General features: G+C 71.3%; 14 protein-coding genes. 7 read left to right on the top strand and 7 right to left on the bottom strand.

The window, feature by feature from the left end; all coding sequences use genetic code 11:
* Window positions 1-14 precede the first annotated feature (14 nt).
* From mshA to ACFYQQ_RS23665, 3 genes are all read left to right on the top strand, one after another.
* Window positions 15-1352, top strand: a complete 1338-nt coding sequence (gene mshA / locus ACFYQQ_RS23675; protein WP_356169593.1) for a D-inositol-3-phosphate glycosyltransferase — start codon at window positions 15-17, stop codon at window positions 1350-1352.
* 68 nt (window positions 1353-1420) lie between these two features.
* Entirely contained in the window at window positions 1421-1912 is a 492-nt protein-coding gene (locus tag ACFYQQ_RS23670; protein ID WP_355783579.1) for a YbjN domain-containing protein, read from the top strand.
* Window positions 1913-2068: 156 nt separating this feature from the next.
* Window positions 2069-3784, top strand: coding sequence for a glycosyl hydrolase family 28-related protein (locus ACFYQQ_RS23665; protein WP_355783582.1), 1716 nt, complete (start codon window positions 2069-2071; stop codon window positions 3782-3784).
* On the opposite strand, the gene ACFYQQ_RS23660 is transcribed toward ACFYQQ_RS23665, so the two are convergent.
* Window positions 3763-4575 (bottom strand): AraC family transcriptional regulator, encoded by an 813-nt coding sequence (locus ACFYQQ_RS23660; protein WP_355783585.1) that lies wholly within the window; start codon window positions 4573-4575, stop codon window positions 3763-3765. The two genes, ACFYQQ_RS23665 and ACFYQQ_RS23660, sit on opposite strands and share 22 nt — an antisense overlap.
* 49 nt (window positions 4576-4624) lie before the next feature.
* Here ACFYQQ_RS23660 and ACFYQQ_RS23655 point away from each other — a divergent pair, with 49 nt between their 5' ends.
* On the top strand, window positions 4625-5113 hold the full coding sequence (locus ACFYQQ_RS23655) for a DUF2000 family protein (protein WP_388905032.1): 489 nt from the start codon (window positions 4625-4627) through the stop codon (window positions 5111-5113).
* A gap of 30 nt (window positions 5114-5143) precedes the next feature.
* Here ACFYQQ_RS23655 and ACFYQQ_RS23650 read toward each other — a convergent pair whose 3' ends face one another.
* Window positions 5144-6628 carry an MFS transporter gene (locus ACFYQQ_RS23650; protein WP_388905031.1) on the bottom strand — a complete coding sequence of 495 codons (1485 nt, stop codon included), beginning with the start codon at window positions 6626-6628 and terminating at the stop codon, window positions 5144-5146.
* Window positions 6629-6777: 149 nt separating this feature from the next.
* Here ACFYQQ_RS23650 and ACFYQQ_RS23645 point away from each other — a divergent pair, with 149 nt between their 5' ends.
* Window positions 6778-7539, top strand: a complete 762-nt coding sequence (locus ACFYQQ_RS23645; RefSeq protein ID WP_355780301.1) for a phosphoglyceromutase — start codon at window positions 6778-6780, stop codon at window positions 7537-7539.
* Between the two features lie 99 nt (window positions 7540-7638).
* Here ACFYQQ_RS23645 and ACFYQQ_RS23640 read toward each other — a convergent pair whose 3' ends face one another.
* On the bottom strand, window positions 7639-8247 hold the full coding sequence (locus tag ACFYQQ_RS23640) for a hypothetical protein (RefSeq protein ID WP_355780299.1): 609 nt from the start codon (window positions 8245-8247) through the stop codon (window positions 7639-7641).
* Window positions 8248-8594: 347 nt separating this feature from the next.
* Complete coding sequence (locus tag ACFYQQ_RS23635) at window positions 8595-9065, bottom strand: hypothetical protein (RefSeq protein WP_356169578.1); 471 nt, start codon at window positions 9063-9065, stop codon at window positions 8595-8597.
* A gap of 982 nt (window positions 9066-10047) precedes the next feature.
* Here ACFYQQ_RS23635 and ACFYQQ_RS23630 point away from each other — a divergent pair.
* Entirely contained in the window at window positions 10048-10275 is a 228-nt protein-coding gene (locus ACFYQQ_RS23630) for a hypothetical protein (protein ID WP_355780294.1), read from the top strand.
* A gap of 326 nt (window positions 10276-10601) precedes the next feature.
* Here the strand turns inward: ACFYQQ_RS23630 and ACFYQQ_RS23625 are convergent, their stop codons facing one another.
* Entirely contained in the window at window positions 10602-11075 is a 474-nt protein-coding gene (locus tag ACFYQQ_RS23625) for a carboxymuconolactone decarboxylase family protein (protein ID WP_355780291.1), read from the bottom strand.
* 362 nt (window positions 11076-11437) lie between these two features.
* Here ACFYQQ_RS23625 and ACFYQQ_RS23620 point away from each other — a divergent pair, with 362 nt between their 5' ends.
* Window positions 11438-11779, top strand: a complete 342-nt coding sequence (locus ACFYQQ_RS23620; RefSeq protein ID WP_355780288.1) for a hypothetical protein — start codon at window positions 11438-11440, stop codon at window positions 11777-11779.
* A 61-nt stretch (window positions 11780-11840) separates the two neighbouring features.
* Here ACFYQQ_RS23620 and ACFYQQ_RS23615 read toward each other — a convergent pair whose 3' ends face one another.
* Together ACFYQQ_RS23615 and phoU are read right to left on the bottom strand one after the other, a co-directional pair.
* Complete coding sequence (locus ACFYQQ_RS23615; RefSeq protein ID WP_355780285.1) at window positions 11841-11993, bottom strand: hypothetical protein; 153 nt, start codon at window positions 11991-11993, stop codon at window positions 11841-11843.
* A gap of 143 nt (window positions 11994-12136) precedes the next feature.
* The gene (gene phoU / locus ACFYQQ_RS23610) at window positions 12137-12826 is read right to left on the bottom strand and encodes a phosphate signaling complex protein PhoU (protein WP_355780282.1); all 690 of its coding nucleotides are present in this window, start codon (window positions 12824-12826) and stop codon (window positions 12137-12139) included.
* Window positions 12827-13031 lie beyond the last annotated feature (205 nt).

The raw sequence follows: 13031 nt of genomic DNA, 5'->3' as shown, positions 1-13031 counted from the left end.
AGGAGGACCGCCACGTGAGCCAGTACGTCAGCAGGCTCGGGCGTCGCTCGGCGACGGCACCCTCGAGGCTCCGGCTGTACCGCAGGCCCCGTCGCGTCGCCATGCTGTCCGTGCACACGTCACCGCTGCACCAGCCGGGCACGGGCGACGCCGGCGGGATGAACGTCTACATCGTGGAGCTGGCCCAGCGCCTGGCCGCGATCAACATCGAGGTCGAGATCTTCACCCGCGCGACGACCGGGGCCCTGCCGCCCACCGTCGAGCTGGCCCCCGGCGTCCTCGTCCGGCACGTCGACGCGGGCCCCTACGAAGGGCTCGCCAAGGAGGACCTGCCCGCCCAGCTGTGCGCCTTCACGCACGGCGTCATGCAGGCGTGGGCGGGCCACCGCCCCGGCTACTACGACCTCGTGCACTCCCACTACTGGCTCTCCGGGCACGTCGGCTGGCTGGCCGCCGAGCGCTGGGGCGCCCCCCTGGTGCACGCGATGCACACCATGGCCAAGGTCAAGAACGCGGCGCTCGCCGAGGGCGACAGCCCCGAGCCCGCCGCCCGGGTCATCGGCGAGACCCAGATCGTGCGCGCCGCCTCCCGGCTCATCGCCAACACCTCCGAAGAGGCCGACGAACTCGTACGCCACTACGACGCCGAGCCCGGCAAGGTCGCCGTCGTCCACCCGGGCGTCAACCTGGACCGCTTCCGCCCCGCCGACGGCCGTGCCGCGGCCCGCGCCCGCCTCGGCCTGCCGCAGGACGCGCTGATCCCCCTCTTCGCGGGCCGCATACAGCCCCTCAAGGCCCCCGACGTGCTGCTGCGCGCGGTGGCCGTGCTGCTCGACGAACGCCCCGAGCTGCGCTCCAGGATCCTCGTCCCCGTCGTGGGCGGGCCGAGCGGCACCGGGCTCGCCAAGCCGGAAGGGCTGCAGAAGCTGGCGGCCCGGCTCGGCATCGCCGACGTCGTGCGGTTCCGGCCGCCCGTCTGCCAGGACGAGCTCGCGGACTGGTTCAGGGCCGCGTCGGTGCTGGTCATGCCGTCGTACAGCGAGTCGTTCGGGCTGGTCGCCATCGAGGCGCAGGCCGCCGGTACGCCGGTGCTCGCGGCGGCGGTCGGCGGACTGCCGGTGGCCGTGCGCGACGGGCGGACCGGGTTCCTGGTCCAGGGGCACGATCCCGCCGCCTACGCGCGCGTGCTGCGTGACTTCGCCGACGACGCGGAGCTGTCCGACCGGCTCGGCGCGGCGGCGGCCCGGCACGCGGAGGGCTTCGGCTGGGACACGGCCGCCGCCGCCACGGCGGACGTGTACACCGCGGCGACGCAGGCCCACCGCCGCCGGGTGCGCGCCCACCACGGCTGACACGCGCCCGGTCACGGGGCCCCGGGGCTCCCGCGCGGGCCCTCCGGGGGCTGACGTACGCTCGCTGCATGGCTGACGCAGCGTCGATCATCGAGCGGGTACTCACCGAGGCCGAGCTGGAGTGGGAGAGCCCGGAGACGGGCTCGTACGTCGTGAAGCTGCCCGGCACGCGCAAGCTGTCGACGACCGTCTCGCTGATCGTCGGCAAGCACTCGCTCTCCCTGAACGCCTTCGTGATCCGCCACCCCGACGAGAACGCGGAAGCGGTCCACCGCTGGCTCCTGGAGCGCAACCTCAAGCTCTACGGGGTCTCCTACGCCGTCGACCGCCTCGGCGACGTCTACCTGGTCGGCAAGCTGCCGCTCGCCGCGGTGACACCGGAGGAGATCGACCGCCTGCTCGGCTCGGTGCTCGAAGCCGCGGACGGCTCGTTCAACACGCTCCTGGAGCTCGGGTTCGCCTCCGCGATCCGCAAGGAGTACGACTGGCGCGTGTCCCGGGGCGAATCCACCCGGAACCTGGATGCGTTCACGCACTTGACCCAGCGCCCGACGGACTGACCCCCCGCCCGCTCGTCAGGCCCCCGCTCCCGGCAACTGGTGCGGCGGGCTTCCCGATTCACCCTTGCAGGCCCCCTTCCCCGCCCGGGGTCGCCGTGGCATGCTCACCGCCGACGCAGATCTGAACGTCGTTCACATGTGTGAAAGGTGGCGGGTATGGGCGACCGGTACGCGGGGATCACCAGACGGAGTCTGCTCGGCGGTGCCACGGCCGTGGCCGCGGCGGCCGTGACCGGCGGGACGGCGACGGCCGCCCCCTCGGACGCGGCGGCGGGCCCGGCGCCCGGCGGAGCCCCCGCCCCGACGCCCGGTCAAGTCCCGGCGATCTGGCGGGAGTTCGCCCGCACGCCCTTCACCCACCCGCAGATCCCGTACGTCGGCCGGGCCGGACAGCGTGCCGGGGCGGCGCGCTTCCCCCGCCGCCCCGTGGTCGCCGACGTCCGCGACCACGGCGCCGTCGCCGACGGGACGACCGACTGCGCCCCCGCGATCAACCGTGCCATCGCCGCCGCCGGAAGGGCCGGCGGTGGCACGGTGCTCATCCCGCCGGGCACCTACCGCATCGACGGACTCGTCCGCATCGGCTACGACGACGTCGTCCTGCGCGGCGCCGGAAGCGGCCGCACCACGCTGTACGCCACCAGGAACCTCACCGAACTGATCGGCCCCTACGGCTCCCGCTACGGCGGCGACAAGTCGTCCTGGTCCTGGGCGGGCGGCCTCATCTGGCTGGCGCCGCAGGCCCGTTGGGAGTCCCTCGTCGCCGCCGTCCGGGCGAGGGCCTGGCCCTTCGAGGGCTGGACCGGCAACGCCCGGGACGAGTGGGAGACGCTCACGACGGTGGCGCCGGCCACCCGCGGATCCCGGACGGTGACGGTCGCCGACGCGAGCGGCCTGAAGCCGGGCCGCCTCGTCCTGCTCCGCCTCGCCGACGACGCCGGGCACACCCTGCTCCGGCACATGGCGGGCGACGGCCCGGGCCCCGCCGCGTACACCTGGGACGACAAGACGAAGCTGACCAGCTACGTCCCCTACGAGTGGCCCGTACGCATCGCGCGCGTGCGGGGCAGGAAGGTGACCCTCGAACGCCCGCTGCCCCTGGACGTCCGCCCCGAATGGGACCCGCGGCTCACCACGCACGTGCCGGCCCTCACCGGTTCCGGCGTCGAGGGGCTCACCCTGGAGGCCGTCGAGACACCGCAGTCCCCGCACCTCCTCGACAAGGGCTACAACGGCGTCACCTTCCAGTGCGCGTACGACTGCTGGGCGGACGACGTCGTCGTGCGCCACGTCGACAACGGCTTCGGGCTCGTCGCCGCCTCTGCCTGCACCCTGCGCCGTACGCGGGTCGCGGGGCGGGGCGCCCACCACCCCTACTTCTGCCGCGAGGGCTCGCACGACAACCTGATCGAGGACTTCACGATCGAGCGGCGCACGGTCCCGGCCCCCGCCGGAACGCAGCTCCACGGCATCAACGTGGAGGGCCTGTCCTCGTACAACGTCTGGTCGCGCGGCCGGATGGAGATGGGCACCTTCGACTCCCACCGGGGCCTGCCCTTCGCGAACGTCCGCACCGACATCACGGTCGAGAACAACGGCCGTCACGGCGGGGACGCGAGCGCGGGGCCCCTGTTCGGCGCCCGCTTCACCCACTGGAACATCCGCGTCACCAACGGCCGCGCGGGGCTGATGAAGATCGACGGACTCGCCCCGTACGGCGCCACCGTCGGACTGAACGACGTCACCGAGTTCGACCAGACCGACGTACCCGACTTCACCGGGGACCTGCACTCCCGCCTGGAGCTGTACGGCACCACCGACGCCGTACGGCCGCGGAACCTGTACGAGGCTCAGCGGGACGCGGTGCGGTAGCGGCCGGGGGCCACTCCGACCAGCCGCTTGAAGTGCCGGGTGAGATGGGACTGGTCGTAGAAGCCGGTCGCCGTCGCCACCTCGGCGGGCCGGGCGCCCGACAGCAGCAGCCGGCGGGCGCGGTCCACCCGGCGGGACATCAGGTACTGGTGCGGGGCGATGCCGAAGGCCGAGCCGAACGCCCGCACGAGGTGGGCGGGATGGGCGTGCAGGAGCAGCGCGGCCTCGTCGAGGCCGATGCCCGCCACCACGCGCTCGTCGAGGAGTTCCCGCAGCCGGTGGGCGAGCGGGCGGTCGGCGGCCGCCCGGTCGGCCGGGGGAGTGCCGGCCCCCGGCCCGGGGCGCAGATGCGTGCGCAGCCGCTCGCCGATCAGCGTCAGCCGGCTCTCCGCCTCCAGTTCGTCGCCGGGCCGCGCGAGCGCCGCGTGCAACTGCCCGACGCGGTGGCGCAGCACGGGGTCGGCGAGGTCGGGTCCGTCCACCGCCGGCCCGATCAGGCTCTCGTCGAGCCGGCTCAGATCCAGGTACAGGACCCGCTTGCGGAAGCCGTCCGCCGTCGCGGGGGAGCCGTTGTGCGGGACGTGCGGCGGCAGGAGCGAGACCGTGTCGTGCGGGGTGCCGTGCTCGTGCCGGTCCAGGTCGTACCGCACCGCGCCGGCGTCGACGATCAGCAGCGTCCACGCGTCGTGCACGTGCATCGGGTAGGCGTACTCGGTGTAGTGGGCGTGGAAGACCTCCACGACGCCCGGGACTCGCGGGCGCCACGCGGAGATCTCGCGCTGGGCCACCATGCAAGAAACGTACAAGACCGCGGGCCGTCCCGGTCGGCAGTCTCGAGGCATGAGCAGCGAGAACACTCCGGACACCGTCTCCGCGGGCGGCCCCTCCGCGGACCCCGCCACCCCGGACGCCGCACCCGTCCGCTTCGACACCAGGATCGCCGTGCTGCTGCGCGACGACCTGGAGACCTGGCAGCGGCTGAACGTCACGGCGTTCCTGGTCAGCGGCCTCGGCTCGGCCGTCCCCGAGGTGGTCGGCGAGCCGTACGAGGACGCGGACGGCACGCCGTACCTGCCGATGTTCCGCCAGCCGGTGCTGGTCTTCGAGGGTTCGAAGGAGACCCTGACCGCCGCGCACACCCGCGCCCTGACCCGCGGGCTGCCCCGGGCCCTGTTCACGGCCGACCTCTTCGCCACCGGCAACGACCGGGACAACCGGGCCGCCGTACGGGCCGTGCCGGCGGCCGACCTGGACCTGGTGGGCCTCGCCGTGTACGGCCCGCGCCACGGGGTGGACAAGGTCCTCAAGGGAGCGCGGATGCATCCCTGACGGGCGCCGGACCGGGCGTCCGCCGCCGCCTCACCCGGCGGCGACCTCCGGACGGACCTCGTCGCCGGGTGCCGGGGCGGCGGCCTGTCCCGGCACCACCGCCCGGCCGGCGCCGAGGGACTTCGCCGCCGGATCGATGTCGGCCGGGCCGCTGACCGGTCCCTGGGACGAGACCGACGTCAGGTCGGCGGGCAGTCCGGCCGACGGGGTCGGAGGCAGCTCGGTCGGCAGTCCCGCGGAGGGGTCGGCGGGGCCGCCCACCGACAGGGCCGCGAGGGATTCGGGGGCCGGCTTCGACGACGGGCCGGGCGGTGTCTCCGGGGGCAGGCTGCGCATCAGGGCGCTGTAGCCGACCGCGGCGACCGTGCCCACCACCGCGCACAGCGCCCACAGCCACGCCGCGCCGAACCGGTCGATGACGACGCCGGACATCACCGGCGCGACCAGCGCGGCGAGCGACCACGACATCGTGTACATCCCCTGGTAGCGGCCGCGCCCGTGCACCGGCGAGAGGCGCACCACCAGCCCGGTCTGGGTGGGGGCGTTGACGATCTCGGCCAGCGTCCACACGCATACCGTGAGGGCGAAGAGGCCGACCGAGCCGGCGAAGGCGGTGAGCCCGAAGCCGTAGCCCGCGAGCAGCGAGGAGATCACCAGCAGGCGCTTGGGGTCCCGGTGCTCGATGAACCGCGTGACCGGGATCTGCAGGGCGACGATGAGGACACCGTTCACGGCGATCGCCATGCCGTAGTCCGCGGCGGTGAAGCCGGCCGCGCCCATCGCCACCGGCAGCCCCACCGAACCTTGCTGGAAGACGACGGCGACCAGGAAGGACAGCCCGACGACGCTCATGAAGCGGCCGTCGCGCAGAACGGTGCCGAGGTTCGTCACGGGCTCCGCGGCGGACTTGGCCGTCGGCGCCGGCCTGGACTCCGGCAGCTTGGCGAAGACGACGAGCGCGCAGACCAGGGTCATGCCCGCCTCGATGAGGAAACCGGCGAGGTAGCTGAACTCGGCGATGAACCCGGCGCCCATCGAGGAGACGGCGAACCCGAGGTTGATGGCCCAGTAGTTCAGCGAGAACGCCCGTACGCGGTCCTCGGGGCGGACGATGTCGGCCATCATCGCCTGCACGGCGGGCCGGGAGGCGTTGCTCGCCATGCCGACGACGAAGGCGACGCCGGCGATCGCGACCGGATCGTGCACGAAGCCGAGCAGCGCGACGGACGCCGCCGTGGACGTCTGCGCCACGAGCAGGGTGGGCCGGCGCCCGAGCCGGTCGGTCATCACGCCCGCGCCGAGCGAGGAGATGACCCCGCCGAGGCCGTGCAGGGAGGCGACGAGACCGGCGTACGAGGCGGAGTAGCCGCGGTCCAGCGTCAGGTACAGCGCCATGAAGGTGGCGACGAAGGCACCCAGGCGGTTGACCAGGGTGCTCGTCCACAGCCACCAGAACTCGCGGGGGAGTCCCGAGACGGTCTCTCGGACGGCGCGTCTCATGACGGCGAGCGGCATCGGGGTCCCCCACAGGTAAGCGGCTCAGGCGGTGAGCACAACTTACGAGCGGCCGGGCCGGGGGAGCCACTCAATTAGCAGATGCCGTCAAGTGTCCGGCTTCCGGGCAGGCGAGCGAGGGTACGAAGGCTTCCATTACGCTCGGAGCCATGGCCGACGCACCGTACAAGCTGATCCTCCTCCGCCACGGCGAGAGCGAATGGAACGCGAAGAACCTGTTCACCGGCTGGGTGGACGTCAATCTCAACGAGAAGGGCGAGAAGGAGGCAGTCCGCGGCGGTGAGCTGCTCAAGGACGCCGGCCTGCTGCCCGACGTGGTCCACACCTCGCTCCAGAAGCGCGCGATCCGCACCGCCCAGCTCGCGCTGGAGGCCGCCGACCGCCTGTGGATCCCGGTCCACCGCTCCTGGCGCCTGAACGAGCGGCACTACGGCGCCCTCCAGGGCAAGGACAAGGCGCAGACGCTCGCCGAGTTCGGCGAGGAGCAGTTCATGCTCTGGCGCCGCTCGTACGACACCCCGCCGCCGCCGCTGGACCGCGACGCCGAGTACTCCCAGTTCTCCGACCCGCGCTACGCGACGCTGCCGCCGGAGCTGCGCCCGCAGACGGAGTGCCTGAAGGACGTCGTCGTCCGCATGCTGCCGTACTGGTTCGACGGCATCGTCCCCGACCTCCTGACCGGCCGCACGGTCCTGGTCGCCGCCCACGGCAACTCGCTGCGCGCCCTGGTCAAGCACCTGGACGGCATCTCGGACACCGACATCGCGGGCCTCAACATCCCGACGGGCATCCCGCTCTCCTACGAACTGGACGCCGACTTCAAGCCGCTGAACCCGGGCGGCACCTACCTCGACCCGGACGCGGCAGCGGCAGCGATCGAGGCAGTGAAGAACCAGGGCAAGAAGAAGTAACGCGACACGATCAAGGCCCGTGCCTGCGGTTTCTCCGCCGGCAGGGGCCTTGTTGCCGTACTGGAGCCGTCTCTGGGCCGTGAGCCGAGTTCAACGCTGTCAGCTCTCGTCGGGCCGCCTGGCCCAGCCCAGGACCCCGCGTCTGGACTCGGGCCGACCGGGTTCGATGCGTGGAGGCGCGGGTTCGAGCAGGCTCCGCCATGGCATCTCCGGAACCACTGGCTTCCGTGCTACGGACAGGCTTCGCCAGTTCGTCAGAGCATTGACTACCTGCTCCAAGTACATGATCGTTTCGTGAAGCATCGCTTCCACGTCCACGTCAGAGACAGGGCCGGGATCCGTTTCCGCCTGGCGCTGCATGACCCGCAACGCGTCGTAGACCATGTTGTAAATCTCCTGGACGGCAAGGGACAAAGATCGCTCGGAGAGGGCTGCGATACGCACTATGCAGACCTCACCGCACTTGTCGGCAGCCTTCCAAAGCGCTTTCCAGTCTCCGCGCGGCTGTTCCCAAGGACGCGGACTGATGGCGTCTTCCAATGCGAGCAGCGCCTTGGCGATGTCCTCGGCTGCCTGGTACGCGAGGTGCTCCCGTGCGATCTTCCGCTCGTGCCAACGAGTCGCGTAGAACGTTCCGACAGCCAAGATGCCCGACAGCGCCGAGCCCAGCAGAGCCGACCCGCTGCCATCCCAGAAAGCCCCAGCCAATCCGCTGCCCCCCTAAGCCCTGAACAGGGTGACAGGAACCGCCCTCGACGTCAGCAGGCGTATCGTCCCGACGCTGGACGCGCGACCTCCTGCGAGACTCGCCTTTCGCCGAGGACGCCGAGCTTGCTGGACGTAACGGCTGGACAGACGAGGCCCGCCGCTGCCATTCCGACCACCGCCGACCCACATAGTCGGCGGAGGCCGGGAGGTCGGTGACCTGGAGCAGCTCCAGACGTCGCTGACCGATCCATCCGGAGCTACGGATCAGAGGGTCCCGCCACCATGAGACGGCTCGGGCGCTCGTCCCGGGCCGTCCGTGGGCAACGAGGGATTCTGCGCCGCGGAGTTCAGCGCAGAGCCCGACGCTCGTCTACACGGCGTGTCGGCACACCCAGAAACACGTCGGGTGCCGCTGGGCCATAAACGATGTTGAAGGTTTCCAGTCGATAGGACCAGCCTCCGTCACAACGGTCGACAAACCGGTGGTTGATCTGCCATTGCAGCCACTGGCCGGGAGCCAGGCGAACGGCCGACGGGCGCCGATGGCGTCGCGGCATGGCGAACGTGCTCACCTCCGGCGGGTTCACGCGCAGCAGCCCGTCAACCTCGCGAATGATCGTCCCGGGGGCCGACAGGTCCCGTACGTGCACGTGAGGTTCGAAGGAGTCGGACTCCTGCATGGCGACCTCGTGTAGGGCGGCGTTCAAGCGCGGGGGCAGCGAGAAGGCTGTTGGTGCGGCGTTTCTGCGAGCAGCTCCAGGGCCGCCGCGCGACTTCTTCGTCCACGACGTGCGTATCCGCTGAACAACGACATCCATAGGACCAATCTTCAGCCTGGACGCCGCGCCGCGGCCAAAGAGTTTCGTGCCGTGCCAGATCCGTGAGTCGCTCAGGCATGGCGCCCCGAACAGCGGAGACCCGCTGCCGCCACCTCACAGGGCATCTCGAACGTGTTCGAACGTCGAGCGATGGGGCGTCGAGCCGGCGCGCGAAACCAACGGACAGGTCGAGTGTGTGAACAGCTCCACGCCAAGTCCCCGCTCGCGCTGCCGCAGACGGGACTCCGCCCTGGGAGTCAGTTCCTCCGGCGACGCCCCTGCCCGTAGGGGCCGTGGCGATCATGCTCCCGCCAATCCTCGTCATGAGGGTCACGGTCTGCGGCGCCCAGATTGTCTCCAGGAGCCGCGATGTGTTCCCCGTCGTTGACTTTGGCAAGCAGAGAGGCGAGGGGATCAGGGGGACCATCACTGAAGCGATCTGAGCCGCGCTCGGGCGGCGGCCCCGGCTCTGACCCGTCGTGCCGCGCCCGTGATGTATCGCTCATGAGCAGCCCCCTCCGACTCACCGAGATGCACTCGGGGTCTTTCCCTGGAAGGGAGTGGGAAACCCGACTTCGCCCTTTGCCGACTGTGTGATCTTGTCGGAAGCCAACCGACATCGGACACACTCCAGGCCCTCAACGCCCGCTCATGCATTGCGTGTTGGCTCCACGAAGTGAAACGACACGAACCGGGCCGCGGTCGGACAGGCTTCCTGCCTGCCCCGGCGCCGTTCAGCCGAGTCGGCTCGCGTCGAGAACTCGAGCTTCCCAAGCTGATGGCTCAGGCGTTCTCGTCACGGGCCGACCGTCACGGCTCGCTCCAGTCGGCACTGGACCTTCTGCGAGCCGTGAGCGGATGGCACGGGCTCGGCTCAGTGCTGTGGTCGCGGCCGAACAGGTCGGCCGGCCGCAGTTCAGCTAGGTCCCGGAACGCCTCGCCCCCTCTTGACCGAGGCGCTCCACACTGATCGGTTGAGCTCATGACCACCGACCCGAGCGAGTACGACAAGGCCATTCCGATCGTTGCGGCGCACGTCGCGAAGATCGAGCGAGCGGTCGATCGCACCCGTGCCACCCACTCTGGACGGCCGTATCCGGAAGTGCACCGGGCACTCACGGAAGCCCTGCAAGCAGAAGAGACCCAGCGTGTTGTACCCCAGGTGGTCGAGGAGCTCGCGCGACAGATCGCCGAGGCACGGCGCAACTGACGGCACACGCAGCGTGGTCACGGGCCGCCCACCCCGGCTTCCTCTGTTCGACGACGCGACGCTCGTCAGCCGGGGACAGTGGGCCTCACGGAGGGCCGCGGCGGCTAGCTGGGCGTCGCCCTCGGGCAGCTCCGCGAGTGCGACGGCGGGCACCTGGTCGCCAGGACCTGGCTGTGCCAGAGACTCGGTCCCGTCAGCCGGCGTACGACATGGTCGACGTCCATCAGGCCGCCCGTCGCGTTGGCCACTCCCTCCCCCCTCACCCCCGGACAGTGAGCCCTCCCCCTCACGCTCTGGGCGGTCAGCCTGCCTCCCTCGCCCTCACCTCAGTGAAACCGCCCCGGCTCATAACCCCCCGCCGGCTGGCGGGCTATGACGTTGCCGCGGTTGAAGGCGTTGATGAGGGCGATCGTGCACACCAGGGCTGCGAGCTGCTCCTCGTCGTAGTGCTTGGCGGCGTTCGCCCAGACCTCGTCGCTGACACCGCCCGCCGCGTCGGCGATACGGGTGCCCTCCTCGGTCAGCTCCAGGGCGGCCCGCTCGGCGTCGGTGAACACCGTGGCCTCCCGCCAGGCGGCGACCAGGTTGAGGCGGAGCGAGCTCTCACCGGCGTGCGCGGCGTCCTTGGTGTGCATGTCGACGCAGAACCCGCAGCCGTTGATCTGGCTGGCGCGCAACAGCACCAGTTCGCGGGTCGCGGCCGGCAGCGCCGACTCGGCGAGAACGCGGTTCGCGGCGACGAGGTGCTTGCCGAAGGCGGCGGCGACCGGGCTGGCCATGAGGTTCAACCGAGCTTCCATGCTGCACTCCTGTGTCGTGTCGGTGCGGACACCCCTAGGACGGGACGGCCCCGGGGGATGTGACACGGCTCGGTGTGACCTGCGTCTCGCGCCGGGGAGGCGCCCGCCGCGAATCCCGGCTCCGGCGACACCAAGGAGTGAACGGGGGCGAGGGGCCCGAGCGGGCTCGCGAGGCGGCCGGGGGAGCGGGGAGCGGCACGGCGGGACGCGGGCCCCGGGAGGTGGCGCGAGGAGGTCCGCGGGCGGCCGGAAGCGAGGGTGGAAGGCCGTTGCGCTGGATGGGCGCGGCGAGGTTTGCCCGGAACGCCCCCGGTCCATGGCTGTTGACGACCCTTCAACCCCCGACAAAAGGGAGTTTCTTCATGCGCATGCGCACGATCGTCACCGCGGCGGTCCTGTCCGCCGCCTGCGTCCTGGGCGGTTCCGCCCAGGCCATGGCCAACGACTGGGGCGGCGACAACGACGGCCGCCACGTCTCCGGCTGCGGGATCCTCGCCGGCACGACCGCCGGCAGCGGTGAGGCCAACACGTACTACGCCGAGGGCTGTCTGAACGTCGACGATGACGACGAGGGCCGCGACTGGGGCCACGACGGCCGTGACTGGGGCCACGACGACGAGGGCCGCGGCGAGGGCCACGACGGTCGCGACGAGGGCCACGCGGGCATGCAGGACCCGCTGCACCTCGGTGGCGTCCAGGGCTGACGCCCGCTGAGCAGAAGGGGCCCCGGCCGACACGGCGGGGCCCCTTCGACGTCGTACCCGGTCAGCCGCACTGACAGGGGTTGCCCGACTGGCAGCCGCAGCCGCAGCCGGAACCGCACCCGCAGGCACCGAACAGCGGCAGGCTCTTGATCTCGGCGGGCGCTTGCGTCTCGCGGTCCTGCGTGGGGTCGGGCGTACTGGGGGATTCGGCCATGGGTCCCTCCTTCGGACACGAAGGTGTGCGGTGCGGTGCGAAAGGCACCGCACCGCACAGCTTCCGTTCGCCCATTGCATGCCCACCCGGGCGGGCGCATCAACGGCGCACGGAGGCTTTCGGGCGCCCCGGAGGCCCGGGGTTCAGGCCCCCTCGGCCCCCGTGACGGGCGGGATGTCCGTCTGGAGGTCGTCCGCGTGCTCGCCCGTGACCAGGTAGACCACGCGCTTGGCGACGGACACGGCGTGGTCGGCGAAGCGCTCGTAGTAGCGGCCGAGCAGCGTCACGTCGACCGCCGTCTCGATGCCGTGCTTCCACTTGTCGTCCAGCAGGTGCTGGAAGAGCGTGCGGTGCAGCAGGTCCATCTCGTCGTCGTCCTGCTCCAGCTGGAGGGCGAGGTCGACGTCCTTGGTGATGATGACCTCGGCCGCCTTGGCCATGAGGCGCTGGGCCAGCTGGCCCATCTCCAGGATCGTGGCGTGCAGGTCGTGCGGGATGGCCCGCTCGGGGAAGCGCAGCCGGGCGAGCTTGGCGACGTGCTGCGCCAGGTCGCCGGAGCGCTCCAGGTCGGCGGACATGCGCAGCGACGTCACGACGATCCGCAGATCCGTCGCCACCGGCTGCTGGCGGGCCAGCAGTGCTATCGCCCGGGCCTCCAGCTCGTGCTGCAGATCGTCGACCTTCTCGTCGGCCGCGATCACGCTCTCGGCCAGTTTCAGGTCGGAGTCGAGGATGGCCGTCGTGGCGCGCCCGATCGCCGACCCGACAAGCCGGGCCATCTCGACCAGGCCCTCGCCGATCGAGTCCAGTTCCTCGTGGTACGCGTCCCGCATCAGGATGTCCCTCTCTTACGTCTTCTCGGGGGTTCCGGGGGCTGGGCCCTGACCGCCGGACAGGCCCTGTGAACCCCACGCTCCCACGGTCGGGCCCCTACGCGTCCGTTTCCGTCACCCCAAATGAACCATCACTGGCTCCCAGGTGAACTCTGGGCGACGAGTGTTCGAGCTCGCACTCGGATGGCTGTGGCCTCGACCGACG

Origin of the sequence: Streptomyces sp. NPDC005496, assembly GCF_042872045.1 — a bacterium.
In the GTDB taxonomy this organism is placed as follows: domain Bacteria; phylum Actinomycetota; class Actinomycetes; order Streptomycetales; family Streptomycetaceae; genus Streptomyces.
The sequence above is the reverse complement of the archived record's forward strand: the minus strand, read 5'-3'. Positions and strand labels throughout refer to the sequence as shown.